The organism is Vibrio sp. 397 (assembly GCF_033339395.1).
Lineage (GTDB): Bacteria > Pseudomonadota > Gammaproteobacteria > Enterobacterales > Vibrionaceae > Vibrio > Vibrio alginolyticus.
In genome coordinates, this window is sequence record NZ_JAWOUN010000016.1 from 68,564 (window position 1) to 81,578 (window position 13,015).

Genomic DNA, 13,015 nt, shown 5'->3' on the forward strand with positions numbered 1-13,015 from the left:
TCCTAGAGGAAGAATGGACTCGGCTGGAATAGCGCTTCGACGTCTGATACGTATTTTTTGTTGACCAGGAACATCACCACATGGTCATCCTGCTCGATGACCGTACGGTCGTGGGCAATAAGAACTTCTTCGCCACGAACGATAGCACCAATGGTGGTCCCAGGTGGAAGCTTTATATCTCCAATCGCACGTCCAACCACTTTAGATGTACTTTCATCACCGTGAGCGACGGCTTCAATCGCTTCCGCAGCGCCGCGGCGAAGTGAGGATACGTTTACGATATCAGCGCGACGAACGTGCGTTAGCAAGGCTGAAATAGTGGCTTGCTGAGGTGAGATTGCTACATCAATTACGCCGCCTTGTACCAGGTCTACATAAGCGCCACGTTGGATCAGCACCATCACTTTTTTAGCGCCCATGCGTTTTGCCAACATTGCAGACATGATGTTGGTTTCATCTTCGTTGGTCAGCGCGATGAAGACGTCGACTTGGTCGATGTTCTCTTCCGAGAGAAGCTCTTGGTCTGCCGCATCACCGCAGAACACGATGGTGTTTTCTAGTTGCTCAGAGAGCTTTTCTGCACGCTGGTAGTTACGCTCAATCAGCTTCACGCTGTAAGTTTGCTCTAGGCGTTTTGCCAAGCTTGCGCCAATGTTACCCCCTCCAACAATCATGATGCGGCGGTACGGTTTTTCTAGGCGCTGAAGCTCACTCATCACTGAGCGAATATGATTACTTGCTGCAACGAAGAACACTTCATCGTCGGCTTCAATAATCGTGGTGCCTTGTGGGCGAATCGGGCGACCCTGGCGGAAAATAGCTGCCACACGGGTATCAATGTGCGGCATGTGCTCACGCAAAGCAGATAGCGCATTACCCACCAACGGGCCACCATAGTAGGCTTTCACCGCCACTAGGCTGACTTTCTGTTCAGCAAAGCTCACCACTTGCAGCGCGCCTGGGTATTGGATCAGACGTTCGATGTAGCTCGTAACGAGTTCTTCTGGTGCGATAAGGTGATCAACAGGAATAGCGCCAGATTTAAACAGGGCTTCTTTTTCTGCCAAGTATTCTGGAGAGCGAATACGCGCAACGCGGTTTGGGGTATTGAATAGAGTGAACGCGACCTGACAGGCGGCCATGTTGGTTTCATCAGTGTTGGTTACTGCGACGAGCATATCGGCGTCTTGCGCGCCAGCTTCGTGTAGCACGTCTGGATGGCTCGCATGGCCATTGACCACACGTAGGTCGTATTTGTCCTGCAATTCACGCAGTCGGTCGGCATTATTGTCGACGATGGTGATGTCGTTGTTTTCACCCACTAGGTTTTCTGCCAGTGTGCCGCCAACCTGACCTGCACCAAGAATAATGATCTTCATACTCTTTTCTCGTATCTGAAAAAGGCGATTGAAATCACTCCAATCGCCCTATTTAGCATGCTGTTACGCGTGTGTTTTAGTTAGCACTGCGTAGTAGAAACCATCCATATCTTCTTCGCCTGGTAGAATTTGACGACCAGGCTGGTCGGGATCAGAATCCAGCAGTTGCGCATCCGCGGTACGTGCTAAAAACGCTTTTACTTGCTCCACGTTTTCTTGCGGTGTGATTGAACAAGTCGCGTAAACCATGGTGCCGCCGGGCTTCAGTTGCGTCCACATGGCATCAAAAATTTCACTTTGTAGCTCTGCTAATGCGGCGATGTCGTCTGCACGACGTAGCCATTTGATGTCTGGGTGACGACGAATCACGCCAGTCGCAGAACATGGGGCATCCAGCAAAATGCGATCAAATTGCTCGCTTTGCCACCATTCTTGTGGATTACGCGCATCACCGCAAACCACTTTTGCCTGAAGGTTGAGACGCTTCAGGTTTTCATGCACACGTTTCAAGCGTGTGTCGTCGCAGTCAATCGCGACCACTTCACTGCCCGATGTGCGCTCTAGAATGTGCGCCGTCTTGCCACCTGGCGCAGCACAGCAATCTAAAATCAGTTCGCCGTCTTGTGGTTTTAGGTAGTTGATCGAAAGCTGCGCTGCCGCATCTTGTACCGAAACCCAACCTTTATCAAAGCCAGGTAGTTTCATCACGTCACATGGTGCGGCCAATTTTATGGCGTCCATTGCTTCTGTGTGTGGCGTGCTATCAATGTTTTCATTTTTGAGCAGCGCAAGGTATTCATCACGAGTGTGGTGTTGATGGTTCACACGCAGCCACATTGGTGCTTTTTGATTGTTTGCTTCAACAATGCTTTCCCATTGCTGTGGGTAGGCCTCTTGCAGCAGTTTTAGTAACCAGCTTGGATGACCGTACTTGCCAGCGTTGTTGCTGACGGCCATTTGGTCGAGTTCTTCTTGGTTGCGCTGGTAGTTACGCAATACAGCGTTAATCAAACCACGCAGACGAGGACCCTTCAGCTCTTTAGTGCCTTCAACTGTTTCACCGACAGCTGCGTGCGCAGGAATACGCATGAAGCTCAGTTGGTAAATACCAACCAGAATTAGGTGATGGAATACACGTTGTTTGCCTTTGAGCGGCTTATCCATCAACTGGTTTGCGATCATTTCTAGGCGAGGTAGGTAACGTAGCGCACCGTAACAAATCTCTTGTAGCAGAGCATGGTCACGAGGTCGTACCGTTTGTTGAGCCGCTGGAAGAGCGCTTGAAAGTGAGTGGCCCTTGTCGACGACAAGATACAGGACGTTAGCAGCCGCAGCGCGAACATTCATGATGAGTACCTTAAAGTAAAGGAGGGCATCTCTGCCCTCTAAAAGTTCGTATAATTGGGGATAATAACCCCTAGTATGGCTTAAACCAGCAGAGTGCCAACTTCAAACCAAGCCGCACGCGAATTCAGAATATCCTGAACTGACATGGCTTTTTTGCCAGGAACTTGCAGTTGCTCTAGCACCAGTACGCCGTTGCCTGTCGCAACATAAATACCGGTTTTATCTGCTTGTACGATGGTGCCGGCTGGTTTGTCACTGGTTTGCTCTGCCACACGGCTTTGCCATACTTTGATGCTGTTTTCTGCCGCCTCAAAGTGGCTCATTGGCCATGGGTTAAATGCACGAACGCAGCGCTCAATGTGCGTCGCATCGTCGTTCCAATTGATGCGTGCTTCTTCTTTGCTGAGCTTTTTCGCGTAGTTCGCGAGCTCATCGTCTTGCTTCACTGGCACTGCCTTACCCGCAGCAATGTCTGCTAGGCAGTCAATCAGGGCTTCTGGGCCAAGCTCAGCCAATTTTTCGTACATTGAAGCGCTGGTATCTGTCGCTTCGATTGGCAGCGTGGCAATCTTCAGCATATCACCAGTGTCGAGACCGATATCCATCTGCATTATGGTCACGCCAGTTTCTGCATCGCCCGCCCAAATAGAGCGTTGGATTGGCGCCGCACCACGCCAACGAGGTAGGATAGAACCATGTACGTTGATACAACCCAGTTTAGGGGTATCAAGAACCGCTTGTGGCAGTAGCATACCGTACGCCACGACAACCATGAGGTCGGCGTTCAGATCGGCAAGTTCTTGTTTCGCTTCGTCGGACTTAAAGCTTTCAGGTTGGTAAACCGGGATATTGTGTTCTAGCGCCAGTTGTTTTACCGGTGGCGCAGCCAATTTTTTGCCACGACCCGCTGGACGATCTGGGTTTGTGTAAACCGCGATGACTTCATGCTCCGAAGACAACAACGCCGCCAAGTGACGGGCGGCGAAATCCGGAGTACCTGCAAAGACAATTCGTAAAGACTGACTCAAGGTAGACTTCCTTCTAATTGGTATGGTTCGAGATTAAGCGTTTTGCTGCTTCTCGTTAAAGCGTTTGATTTTCGCTAGCTTGTCCTGAATGCGTTTGCGTTTCAGTGGCGATAGGTAATCCACGAACAGCTTACCTTGTAAGTGATCAAGCTCGTGTTGAACACAAATCGCTAACAGGTCGTCGGCTTCAAAGGTGAACTCTTTGCCATCACGATCCAGTGCTTTAACGGTAACTTCTGCAGCGCGAGGCACAAGTGCGCGCGCACCTGGTACCGACAGACAGCCTTCTTCGATGCCATCTTCGCCACGCTTTTCCAGAATCTCAGGGTTGATTAGCACCATCGGCTCATCGCGAGTTTCTGAAATATCAATCACTACGATACGTTTGTGGATATCAACCTGCGTTGCAGCAAGGCCAATACCTTCTTCGTCGTACATGGTTTCAATCATGTCATCGACGATTTTTTGAATCTCAGGTGTCACCGCTTCAACAGGCTTTGCGACTGTGCGCAGGCGATCATCCGGGAATGTTAATACTTGTAATACAGACATATTCACTCGAAATATTGAACTGTGCCGAAACAGCACAAACCTTGTTGGCTCAATTCTAGACATTTTATAGCCTAAATGACAGCATCCTTGCACCAATTTCCATTCTGGTTCCTGCTTAATAGACCAAGGACGAGGGTCATGAATCGAATTTTCCGCAACGTTGCCAGTGTTACGTTGCCGTTACTTTTCACTTTCAACGCTGTAGCAAATGTGGATGCGAACCCACTGACTGTTAAAGATGATGCGCCACAAACATATGTAGTTGTGAAGGGCGATACGCTATGGGATATTTCGGCCATGTACTTAGATAGCCCGTGGTTGTGGCCTCGTTTGTGGCAAGTAAACCCGGAAATCGACAACCCTCATTTAATTTATCCCGGAGACAAGCTGTCTTTGGTGTGGATTAACGGTCAGCCCGTGTTGAGCCTAAAACCAGTTAAGAAGCTGAGCCCGAAAGCTCGCATCACAGAAAAGAAAGCCGTACCAACGGTCGCGGAAGGTTTGGTGATGCCTTACCTTCAATCGGATCGGTTGCTAGATAAAGATTCGTTGAACAGAGCAGCAAAAGTGATGGGTAGCAGCAAAGGCAGTAAGTATCTGACTGCAGAAGATGTGCTGTATATCAATGGCAATCAGACCGCGACAGGTTGGGCTATTTACCGACCAGTAGCTACCTTTTCGCGTGACGATGTGTCCGAAGAGATTACCGCGCTGCGTTTGATTGCCAAAGGCGAGCTCGTTGAAGCTTCGAGTGATTATTCAGGTTTGAAGCTTACATCGCAAATGCAAGAAATCCTACGTAACGATATCGCGTTGCCAAATCAATCGGTTGAGAATACTGACTTCACGACTACGTTCTATCCGCTGCCGTCGCCACAAGGCAGTTCTGCAAAGTTGCTAGGTAATATCGAAGGCATTCGCTTTAGTTCAACTAACCAAGTCGTGGTGATTGATAAAGGCACGTCAGACAATCTGAAGCAAGGCAGTGTGTTTGATTTAAAAGAAGACGCGCACCCAGTTTACAAAGACGGCGATGAGTTCAAGAAAGAGTTTGGCGTGCTTGATAAGAAAATTACTTTGCCTCAAAGCAAAGTTGGTGAGTTGCTGGTCATTCGTCCTTATGAGTACTTTAGCTTGGCACTGATCACTAACAGTACGAAACCCATTAACCAAGATATTTCGGTGATGTCACCGTTGGCGGACGAATTAACCATCGATGAATCGACGAAATAACGATGATCTCGCTGCCTGGTTAAAACTGAGTTGTTTACCAGGCATTGGCGGCGTCAAAATGAATAAGCTACTGGCAAGAGACACGCCACGTAACATCGTAAACTTCTCTCCTGAACAGCTACAACAACTTGGGTTAACAACTAAGCAAATTCAAGCTTGGGCTTCAACAGATAAAGAAGTCGATGCTTGTTTAAGCTGGCTTGAAGCTTCTACAAATCATCATATCCTGACACTGACTGACCCGCATTATCCACCTCAACTCAAACAAATCGTTGCGCCGCCACCTCTACTTTTTGTTCAAGGAAACTCTACTTGTCTTTCTCTGCCACAAATCGCGATGGTTGGCAGCCGAAATGCGAGTATTGATGGATTACAGCATGCACGTCAGTTTGCTGCAGAGTTTGTTCAGCACGATTTTATTGTCACCAGTGGTCTCGCTTTAGGCATTGATGGTCATGCGCATGATGGTGCGTTGCAAGCGGGTGGTAAGACGATTGCGGTGCTAGGATCTGGCTTAGAAAATATTTATCCGGCACGTCATCGTGGTTTAGCGCAACGTGTTATTGAACATGGGGCCTTGGTGTCTGAGTTTCGGCCTAATGCCAAGCCGCGTCCAGAAAACTTCCCGCGTCGTAATCGTATTATTAGTGGATTATCGCTTGGTGTACTGGTCGTCGAGGCGGCGAAAAAGAGCGGCTCGTTAATTACAGCTCGTTACGCGCTTGAGCAAGGTCGAGAAGTATTTGCGCTGCCAGCGTCAATCAATGCCCCCAATGCCTGCGGTGGAAACCAGTTGATACGTCATGGCGCTTGCCTCGTAGAAAAGACGAAAGATGTCTTAGATGAAATACAGTCCTTGCTTGATTGGTCTATTAATCAGAGTACCGATTTATTTTCTACGTTAAATGATGAAGAAGAATTGCCATTTCCTCAGCTGTTAGCTAACGTAGGAAGTGAAGCTACACCGGTTGATATTCTTGCAAACAGGACCAATATACCTGTCCAAGAAGTCATGATGCAGCTCTTAGAGTTAGAACTCTCTGGGCATGTCGTTGCGGTTTCAGGTGGCTATATTCGAAAGGGGAGGGGCTAGCTATGATGATGGATATACTGATGTATCTATTCGAAACCTACATCCATAGCGATGCAGAGTTACAGGTCGAACAAGACGAGTTGGAAGAAGAGTTGCTTCGTGCAGGCTTCCAACAAAAAGATATCTACAAAGCCCTTGTCTGGTTAGAAGAGCTTGCCGCATTGCAGCAAAGTGACACCTCTTCTGCAATCTCGACTTGCATGGCTTCGTCATCAACTCGTATCTACACAGCGAAAGAGATGCAGCGTTTAGATTTGGAATGCCGAGGTTTTCTATTGTTTCTCGAGCAAATCAATGTGTTAACCACAGAAACTCGCGAAATGGTGATTGACCGAGTGATGGGATTAGAAACGAGTGAGTTTGAGCTTGAAGATCTCAAATGGATCATTCTGATGGTGCTGTTTAATGTGCCTGGCAACGAAAACGCTTACACGCTAATGGAAGAGCTGTTGTACACCAAGGAACAAGGGATTCTTCACTAACCATCTGGGCAAGTTCGAGTTTAACTAGAATAAACGCGAGCTTGTCTTTTTGTGTGTTTTTCACGAAACGGTAAGTATGAGTAGTAAAATCGACAACACCCTTTTCTCTGCCCATGAACACGCTTTGGAACACGAGCCGTGTCCAAAATGTGGTGGTGAGCTGACTCTCAAGCACGGAAAACATGGCCCATTTCTCGGCTGTAACCATTACCCAAGCTGTGATTACATTAAACCGCTACACAGCAATGATGGTCACATCGTGAAAGAGTTGGGTGTGCCTTGTCCTGAGTGTGGCAATGAGTTGGTTCTCCGCCAAGGGCGCTACGGTATGTTCGTTGGTTGTAGCCATTACCCGGCTTGTCATCATATTGAGTCGATTAATCAACCAGAGCCAGAGGCGCAGTCACAAGAGCAACACGCTTGCCCTGAATGTGGCAAAGGACATTTGGTTGAGCGTAAAACCCGATTTGGCAAAACATTCTACGCGTGTGACAACTACCCTAAATGCAAATTTGCTGTGAACCTTGCTCCGGTCAAGGGGCGATGCGAAGAATGTGGTTTTACTTTGTTGGTGGAGAAGAAACTCGCCAGTGGTGTGAAATTGCAATGTGCCAACCGTAAGTGCCAGCACACCCAACAAGGGTAAATACATCAAAGGAATTAAAAAGGGTCGCATCGTGCGACCCTTTTTTTATTTTTTTGCTGCCAAACGTTAGTGTTGAGGCTGTTTAGCGAACGCTTGCACGGCTGGGAAAGCTATTGGGTCTAAGATGTCTGCCAGAGCGCACAACCTACGGTGCAATTCTCCTGGGTAGTCGCCACACACGTTGATGTGTCCCATCTTGCGACCTGCACGTTTCTCTTTGCCATACCAATGAATGTGGCAACCATCCATTAATAACAATGCTTCTGGTAGTGTGTCTTCACCAAGAATATTAATCATTGAGGTTTCACGAACCAATTTCGTACTGCCTAATGGTAAGCCGCACACTGCGCGCAGATGGTTTTCAAACTGACACGTTTCTGCACCTTGCTGTGTCCAGTGACCAGAGTTGTGCACGCGTGGAGCAATCTCATTCACTAAAAGTGCCCCATCGACATCAAAGAACTCAAGCGCTAATACGCCAACGTAATCTAGGCTATCTGCGACTGCCGTGAACATTTGCTTTGCTTGTTCCTGTAACCCTGGCGCATCAATCGCAGTAGAAAGACTCAATACACCGTTGGTGTGGACGTTCTCTGCCAGAGGATACACTTCCACACTGCCATCTTTGCTTCGAGCACCAACCAGTGATACTTCGCGGTTAAAAGGAACAAACTCTTCAGCAACAATCGCTTGAGTTGGTGTTGCCGCGATGCACTCCGACATCTCAGTCCAAATGTCGTCGACTTGAGAAGCTTCTTTTAAGCGCCATTGGCCTTTACCATCGTAACCACCTAATGCACTTTTCAGAACCATTGGCATACCAACGTGTTCAATTGCGCGGTCAAAGTCTTCACGAGTTTCAATGACGTAGTATTTCGCGTTGCGCACGCCGGCATCATCAAGCAGTGCTTTTTCAATACGGCGATCACCACCTGCTTTGATGGCTTGCGTACTTGGTAGGAACTTGCCGCTCGCTTCGCAAACCTTGAGCACGTCATGTGGAATATGCTCGAACTCGGCAGTAATCACATCAACTTGCGTAATCGCATTTTCCAAGCCATGGCCAAGTACCTGTTGAGTTAAAGGGTGAACGACATCACCGCTGCTGACATCGTAAGCTGAAATTTGAATATTCAGTGGCGCACCAGCCAGAGACATCATACGAGCCAACTGACCCGCACCAAGAACCAGTACATGCATCTGATTAATCCTCTGCAGGGTTTGGATTTGCGAGAACTGTTTCCGTTTGCTCATTACGGAATGCTTCTACCTTCGCCATGATGTTTTCATCATGAGTGCCTAGGATTTGCGCAGCTAGGATACCGGCGTTTGCTGCGCCCGCTTCGCCAATCGCCAATGTACCAACCGCAATTCCCTTTGGCATCTGTACAATAGAAAGCAATGAATCCATACCTTTCAGTGCACGAGACTGAACGGGAACCCCAAGCACTGGCAAACTAGTAAACGCCGCCGCCATACCTGGTAGGTGGGCTGCACCACCTGCGCCTGCGATGATAACTTTGATGCCGCGTTCTTTTGCGCCACTAGCGTAGTCAGCCAGTAATTGAGGAGTTCGGTGTGCTGACACGACTTTTGTTTCGTAAGGCACGCCAAATTGGTCTAGCATGTCTGCTGCTAGTTTCATGGTTGGCCAATCGGATTTAGAACCCATGATGATACCGACTTTCATCTCAAACTCCTTTAAGCTGCAAAAAATTAGGTGAGCTATAAATTTGTGCGCATTATACGGGGATTTTTATCTCAAGCAAACGTTTGCGTCTTGTTGTTGGCGCTATTGATACATTTTATAAAAAAATTGCTTTAGTGTCTGAGAATGAATATTTGTACACTTAGTGAAAACAACACAGTCAAACAAATAGGAAGTAATCGGTGGATAACTTTGAACAAGTGCTCAACGCACTCAAGCAAGGCGAAGTGATTGCCTATCCAACAGAAGGGGTTTTTGGTGTCGGATGTGATCCAGATAACCCAGAAGCAATTCAAAAGCTATTAGAGCTCAAGCAGCGTCCGGTAGAAAAAGGGCTGATTCTAATCGCGGCAAGTTATGATCAGCTCTTGCCTTATATTGATGAATCTCAGTTGACTGAAGAACAATTACAGACTGTTCATGCCACTTGGCCAGGCCCATACACTTGGGTCATGCCAGCGAGCGATAAAGTATCCAACTGGGTTTCAGGGCAGTTTGATTCAATTGCGGTTCGTGTGACTGATCATCCTTTGGTGCAAAAAATGTGTAATGCATTCGGAAAGCCGTTAACCTCTACCAGCGCGAATCTCTCCGGCTTACCACCGTGTATGACCACGGAAGAAGTCGAAGAGCAGTTGGGTGATAAGCTGGTCGCCATTCTTCGTGGCGAGACCAGCGGTCGTGATAAACCCAGCGAGATTCGTGACGCCAAAACTTCACAAATATTAAGACAGGGTTAACCCTGCTAGCCAGCCATCATTAGGTTTCACGTAATAGGTAATAACGTATGTCAGCGATCGATAAGCACGCCGTAAAGCAGTTCTTGATGTCACTTCAGGACTCCATTTGTCAGCAGTTAGAACAAGAAGATGGAAAGGCCGTCTTTGTCGAAGATGCATGGCAACGTGAAAAAGGAGAGCGTCTGGGTGGCGGTGGTCGCTCACGTGTTTTGCGTGATGGCCTTGTTTTCGAGCAGGGAGGCGTGAACTTCTCGCATGTGGAAGGGAAAGAAATGCCAGCATCAGCGACAGCGCATCGCCCAGAGCTAGCGGGTCGTCGTTTTGAAGCCATGGGTGTTTCTTTGGTTATTCACCCTAAAAACCCTTATGTACCGACTTCACACGCCAATGTCCGCTTCTTTATTGCAGAAAAAGATGGCGAAGACCCAATTTGGTGGTTTGGTGGTGGTTTTGACCTAACGCCGTTCTATCCATTTGAAGAAGATTGCCAATCATGGCACGACACTGCAAAACTGCTTTGTGCGCCATTTGGTGACGATGTTTACCAAGAGCATAAAGCATGGTGTGACAAATACTTCTTCCTACCACATCGTAATGAAACTCGCGGTGTTGGCGGTTTGTTCTTTGATGATCTAAACCAGTGGGAATTTGATAAGTGCTTTGCTTACATCAAAGCTGTCGGTGAAGGCTATTGCCAGGCTTATTTGCCGATCGTTTCTCGTCGTAAAGAGATCGAGTATGGTGAGCGTGAGCGTGAATTCCAACTATATCGTCGCGGCCGTTACGTAGAGTTCAACTTAGTGTATGACCGTGGCACCTTATTTGGTTTACAAAGCGGTGGGCGTACTGAGTCGATTCTGATGTCAATGCCGCCGCTCGCTCGCTGGGAGTACTGCTACGAGCCAGAAGCGGGATCGCCAGAAGCTGAACTTTACGAGCGATACCTAACGCCACGAGAGTGGTAAGCACGGAATCTCCTTTTCTATATAGATAGATAGTGATAGGGTCATCTGTAATCAGGTGGCCCTGTTTTCTCTATATCTAAGTAAGGAACAAAGGTAAGGAAATGACCCAGCAAATCGATCGCTATGCCGTGTTTGGTAATCCTATCGGACACAGTAAGTCGCCATTCATTCACACCTTGTTTGCTCGTCAAACTAATCAATCTTTGGTGTACACCGCAGAAAGTGCACCTGTTGACGGTTTTATTGACGCGGCGAAGGTGTTTTTTGCTGAAGGTGGCAAGGGGTGCAACATCACTATGCCATTTAAAGAAGATGCTTATCAATTTGCTAGTCGATTGACAGAACGGGCTCAGTTAGCAGGCGCGGTAAATACCCTCAAGAAGTTAGACGATGGTGAAATCATCGGTGACAACACTGATGGTGCAGGTTTAGTGCAAGATCTGCTTCAGCATCAGGTTGTATTGGAAGGCGCGCGAATCCTAATTATTGGCGCTGGTGGTGCAGCTCGTGGTGTTATTAAGCCACTACTCGATCAAAAGCCGACCTCTTTAACCATTACCAACCGTACCTTTAGTAAAGCACAAGAGCTCGCAGAGCTGTTTGTCTCTCACGGTCCTATCCTCGCCAAAGAGATGGCAAGTATTGATGAAGAGTATGATGTCATCATTAACTCCACATCCGCTTCTCTTAGTGGTGAACTACCGACTATTTCATCCTCCATCTTTGCCGCTAACAGTACAAGCTATGACATGATTTATGGCAAAGGGGTGACGAGCTTTAACTTATGGGCAAAAGAGAATGGTGCCGCTCATGCGTATGACGGTCTTGGAATGTTAGTTGGCCAAGCTGCGGAAAGCTTTATGCTCTGGCGTGGATTACGTCCTGGTGCCAAACAAGTTCTCAGAGAACTAAGAAAGAACCTTGAAGGTCAATAAGCGATGAATCAATCCATCTTATTCCCAGATATTCAATCATGGGATGAAGTATCACAATCGGTAAACTTTTCGGCGCAACAATCAGGCGCACTAATAGAGTGCTTTGTGACGAAACAAAAGCTAGAAAAGCTCAGTGGTTCACTGATTGAAACTGAGCAAGCGGCAATTAAAGTGTTTACTGATTACCGATTCGACCTAGAAGAAATGGCTGAAGAGCTAATAGAAGATGAAGCCTTCAACGAAGAAGGCCATATCATCATCGGTTAACAGGGCTTTAGTTCAAGTCTTTTACTTCATTTAAGTAGTCGTTTTTGTTCTGCACATAGTTGTTGGCAGACTTTTGCAAGAAAGCTCGTTCTTTTTCTGATAGAGGGCGAGCTTGCTTTACTGGGCTTCCAACATATAAGTAGCCACTTTCTAATACTTTCCCTGGTGGCACTAAACTGCCTGCTCCGATCATCACCTCTGACTCAATTACAACAGCATCTAAAACAATAGCTCCCATACCAACCAAAACACGATCGTGGATCTCACAACCGTGCAGCATCACTTTGTGGCCAATCGTAACGTCATTACCAATAATCAATGGGTAGCCGTTTGGGTTTTCAGCGTTCTTATGGGTGACATGCAAAACACTGCCATCTTGAATATTCGTTCGATCACCAATGTGAATGTGGTTTACATCGCCTCGCGCTGCTACCAATGGCCAAATGCTAGAATCATCGCCAATTCGGATATCACCGACTAAAACAGAGGTTGGGTCAACGTAAACACGCTCACCAAGTTCAGGCTTTATACCTTTGTAGCTTCTCATTGAGCTCATCTTTTTTCCTTATTCAGGGCGATTACAGGGTGTATGGAGGTAGAATAGTAGTGAAAACTCGCCTTTTAGAATAAAAAACACCCA

Annotated in this window: 15 protein-coding genes; 8 read left to right on the forward strand and 7 right to left on the reverse strand. The window is 47.5% G+C overall.

Annotation, left to right across the window (positions count from 1 at the left end; all coding sequences use genetic code 11):
* Positions 1-2: 2 nt before the first annotated feature.
* The 4 genes from trkA to def form a co-directional block, all read right to left on the reverse strand.
* A complete protein-coding gene (gene trkA, locus R7P36_RS20500; protein ID WP_005379062.1) occupies positions 3-1,379 on the reverse strand; it encodes a Trk system potassium transporter TrkA in 1,377 nt (458 codons plus the stop codon).
* 63 nt (positions 1,380-1,442) lie between these two features.
* Complete coding sequence (rsmB, locus tag R7P36_RS20505) at positions 1,443-2,726, reverse strand: 16S rRNA (cytosine(967)-C(5))-methyltransferase RsmB (protein ID WP_213900056.1); 1,284 nt, start codon at positions 2,724-2,726, stop codon at positions 1,443-1,445.
* A gap of 80 nt (positions 2,727-2,806) precedes the next feature.
* On the reverse strand, positions 2,807-3,754 hold the full coding sequence (fmt, locus tag R7P36_RS20510) for a methionyl-tRNA formyltransferase (protein WP_213900055.1): 948 nt from the start codon (positions 3,752-3,754) through the stop codon (positions 2,807-2,809).
* Between the two features lie 33 nt (positions 3,755-3,787).
* A complete protein-coding gene (gene def, locus R7P36_RS20515) occupies positions 3,788-4,306 on the reverse strand; it encodes a peptide deformylase (RefSeq protein ID WP_005379068.1) in 519 nt (172 codons plus the stop codon).
* A gap of 138 nt (positions 4,307-4,444) precedes the next feature.
* On the opposite strand from def, the gene R7P36_RS20520 reads away from it, so the two are divergent.
* The 4 genes from R7P36_RS20520 to R7P36_RS20535 all read left to right on the forward strand — a co-directional run bounded on the left by R7P36_RS20520 (position 4,445) and on the right by R7P36_RS20535 (position 7,760).
* Positions 4,445-5,539, forward strand: coding sequence for a LysM peptidoglycan-binding domain-containing protein (locus tag R7P36_RS20520; protein WP_213900054.1), 1,095 nt, complete (start codon positions 4,445-4,447; stop codon positions 5,537-5,539).
* On the forward strand, positions 5,523-6,632 hold the full coding sequence (gene dprA / locus R7P36_RS20525) for a DNA-processing protein DprA (protein ID WP_213900053.1): 1,110 nt from the start codon (positions 5,523-5,525) through the stop codon (positions 6,630-6,632). Before R7P36_RS20520 ends, dprA begins: the two co-directional genes overlap by 17 nt.
* A gap of 2 nt (positions 6,633-6,634) precedes the next feature.
* Positions 6,635-7,114: a DUF494 family protein gene (locus R7P36_RS20530; RefSeq protein WP_005379074.1), complete on the forward strand. Its 480-nt coding sequence runs from the start codon at positions 6,635-6,637 to the stop codon at positions 7,112-7,114.
* A gap of 76 nt (positions 7,115-7,190) precedes the next feature.
* Positions 7,191-7,760, forward strand: a complete 570-nt coding sequence (locus tag R7P36_RS20535; protein WP_017821580.1) for a type I DNA topoisomerase — start codon at positions 7,191-7,193, stop codon at positions 7,758-7,760.
* Between the two features lie 66 nt (positions 7,761-7,826).
* Here R7P36_RS20535 and R7P36_RS20540 read toward each other — a convergent pair whose 3' ends face one another.
* Both R7P36_RS20540 and purE read right to left on the reverse strand, forming a co-directional pair.
* Positions 7,827-8,960, reverse strand: coding sequence for a 5-(carboxyamino)imidazole ribonucleotide synthase (locus R7P36_RS20540; RefSeq protein ID WP_186584568.1), 1,134 nt, complete (start codon positions 8,958-8,960; stop codon positions 7,827-7,829).
* 4 nt (positions 8,961-8,964) lie between these two features.
* Positions 8,965-9,450 (reverse strand): 5-(carboxyamino)imidazole ribonucleotide mutase, encoded by a 486-nt coding sequence (gene purE, locus R7P36_RS20545; protein ID WP_005379082.1) that lies wholly within the window; start codon positions 9,448-9,450, stop codon positions 8,965-8,967.
* Positions 9,451-9,650: 200 nt separating this feature from the next.
* Here purE and R7P36_RS20550 point away from each other — a divergent pair, with 200 nt between their 5' ends.
* The 4 genes from R7P36_RS20550 (at position 9,651) to R7P36_RS20565 (ending at position 12,375) form a co-directional block, all read left to right on the forward strand.
* Complete coding sequence (locus R7P36_RS20550) at positions 9,651-10,208, forward strand: L-threonylcarbamoyladenylate synthase (protein WP_213900052.1); 558 nt, start codon at positions 9,651-9,653, stop codon at positions 10,206-10,208.
* A 47-nt stretch (positions 10,209-10,255) separates the two neighbouring features.
* Positions 10,256-11,173, forward strand: a complete 918-nt coding sequence (gene hemF / locus R7P36_RS20555; RefSeq protein WP_065274969.1) for an oxygen-dependent coproporphyrinogen oxidase — start codon at positions 10,256-10,258, stop codon at positions 11,171-11,173.
* A gap of 101 nt (positions 11,174-11,274) precedes the next feature.
* Positions 11,275-12,108 (forward strand): shikimate dehydrogenase, encoded by an 834-nt coding sequence (aroE, locus tag R7P36_RS20560; RefSeq protein ID WP_213900051.1) that lies wholly within the window; start codon positions 11,275-11,277, stop codon positions 12,106-12,108.
* A 3-nt stretch (positions 12,109-12,111) separates the two neighbouring features.
* Positions 12,112-12,375, forward strand: a complete 264-nt coding sequence (locus tag R7P36_RS20565; protein WP_005379090.1) for a DUF1488 domain-containing protein — start codon at positions 12,112-12,114, stop codon at positions 12,373-12,375.
* Positions 12,376-12,382: 7 nt separating this feature from the next.
* Here R7P36_RS20565 and R7P36_RS20570 read toward each other — a convergent pair whose 3' ends face one another.
* On the reverse strand, positions 12,383-12,931 hold the full coding sequence (locus tag R7P36_RS20570) for a gamma carbonic anhydrase family protein (protein ID WP_005379096.1): 549 nt from the start codon (positions 12,929-12,931) through the stop codon (positions 12,383-12,385).
* Positions 12,932-13,015 lie beyond the last annotated feature (84 nt).

What these genes read in the sequence shown, in the direction of transcription:
- trkA (WP_005379062.1), bottom strand. Translation starts at nt 1,379, where the DNA reads ATGAAGATCATTATTCTTGGTGCAGGTCAGGTTGGCGGCACACTGGCA.
- rsmB (WP_213900056.1), bottom strand. Translation starts at nt 2,726, where the DNA reads ATGAATGTTCGCGCTGCGGCTGCTAACGTCCTGTATCTTGTCGTCGAC.
- def (WP_005379068.1), bottom strand. Translation starts at nt 4,306, where the DNA reads ATGTCTGTATTACAAGTATTAACATTCCCGGATGATCGCCTGCGCACA.
- R7P36_RS20520 (WP_213900054.1), top strand. Translation starts at nt 4,445, where the DNA reads ATGAATCGAATTTTCCGCAACGTTGCCAGTGTTACGTTGCCGTTACTT.
- dprA (WP_213900053.1), top strand. Translation starts at nt 5,523, where the DNA reads ATGAATCGACGAAATAACGATGATCTCGCTGCCTGGTTAAAACTGAGT.
- R7P36_RS20530 (WP_005379074.1), top strand. Translation starts at nt 6,635, where the DNA reads ATGATGATGGATATACTGATGTATCTATTCGAAACCTACATCCATAGC.
- R7P36_RS20535 (WP_017821580.1), top strand. Translation starts at nt 7,191, where the DNA reads ATGAGTAGTAAAATCGACAACACCCTTTTCTCTGCCCATGAACACGCT.
- R7P36_RS20540 (WP_186584568.1), bottom strand. Translation starts at nt 8,960, where the DNA reads ATGCATGTACTGGTTCTTGGTGCGGGTCAGTTGGCTCGTATGATGTCT.
- purE (WP_005379082.1), bottom strand. Translation starts at nt 9,450, where the DNA reads ATGAAAGTCGGTATCATCATGGGTTCTAAATCCGATTGGCCAACCATG.
- hemF (WP_065274969.1), top strand. Translation starts at nt 10,256, where the DNA reads ATGTCAGCGATCGATAAGCACGCCGTAAAGCAGTTCTTGATGTCACTT.
- aroE (WP_213900051.1), top strand. Translation starts at nt 11,275, where the DNA reads ATGACCCAGCAAATCGATCGCTATGCCGTGTTTGGTAATCCTATCGGA.
- R7P36_RS20565 (WP_005379090.1), top strand. Translation starts at nt 12,112, where the DNA reads ATGAATCAATCCATCTTATTCCCAGATATTCAATCATGGGATGAAGTA.
- R7P36_RS20570 (WP_005379096.1), bottom strand. Translation starts at nt 12,931, where the DNA reads ATGAGCTCAATGAGAAGCTACAAAGGTATAAAGCCTGAACTTGGTGAG.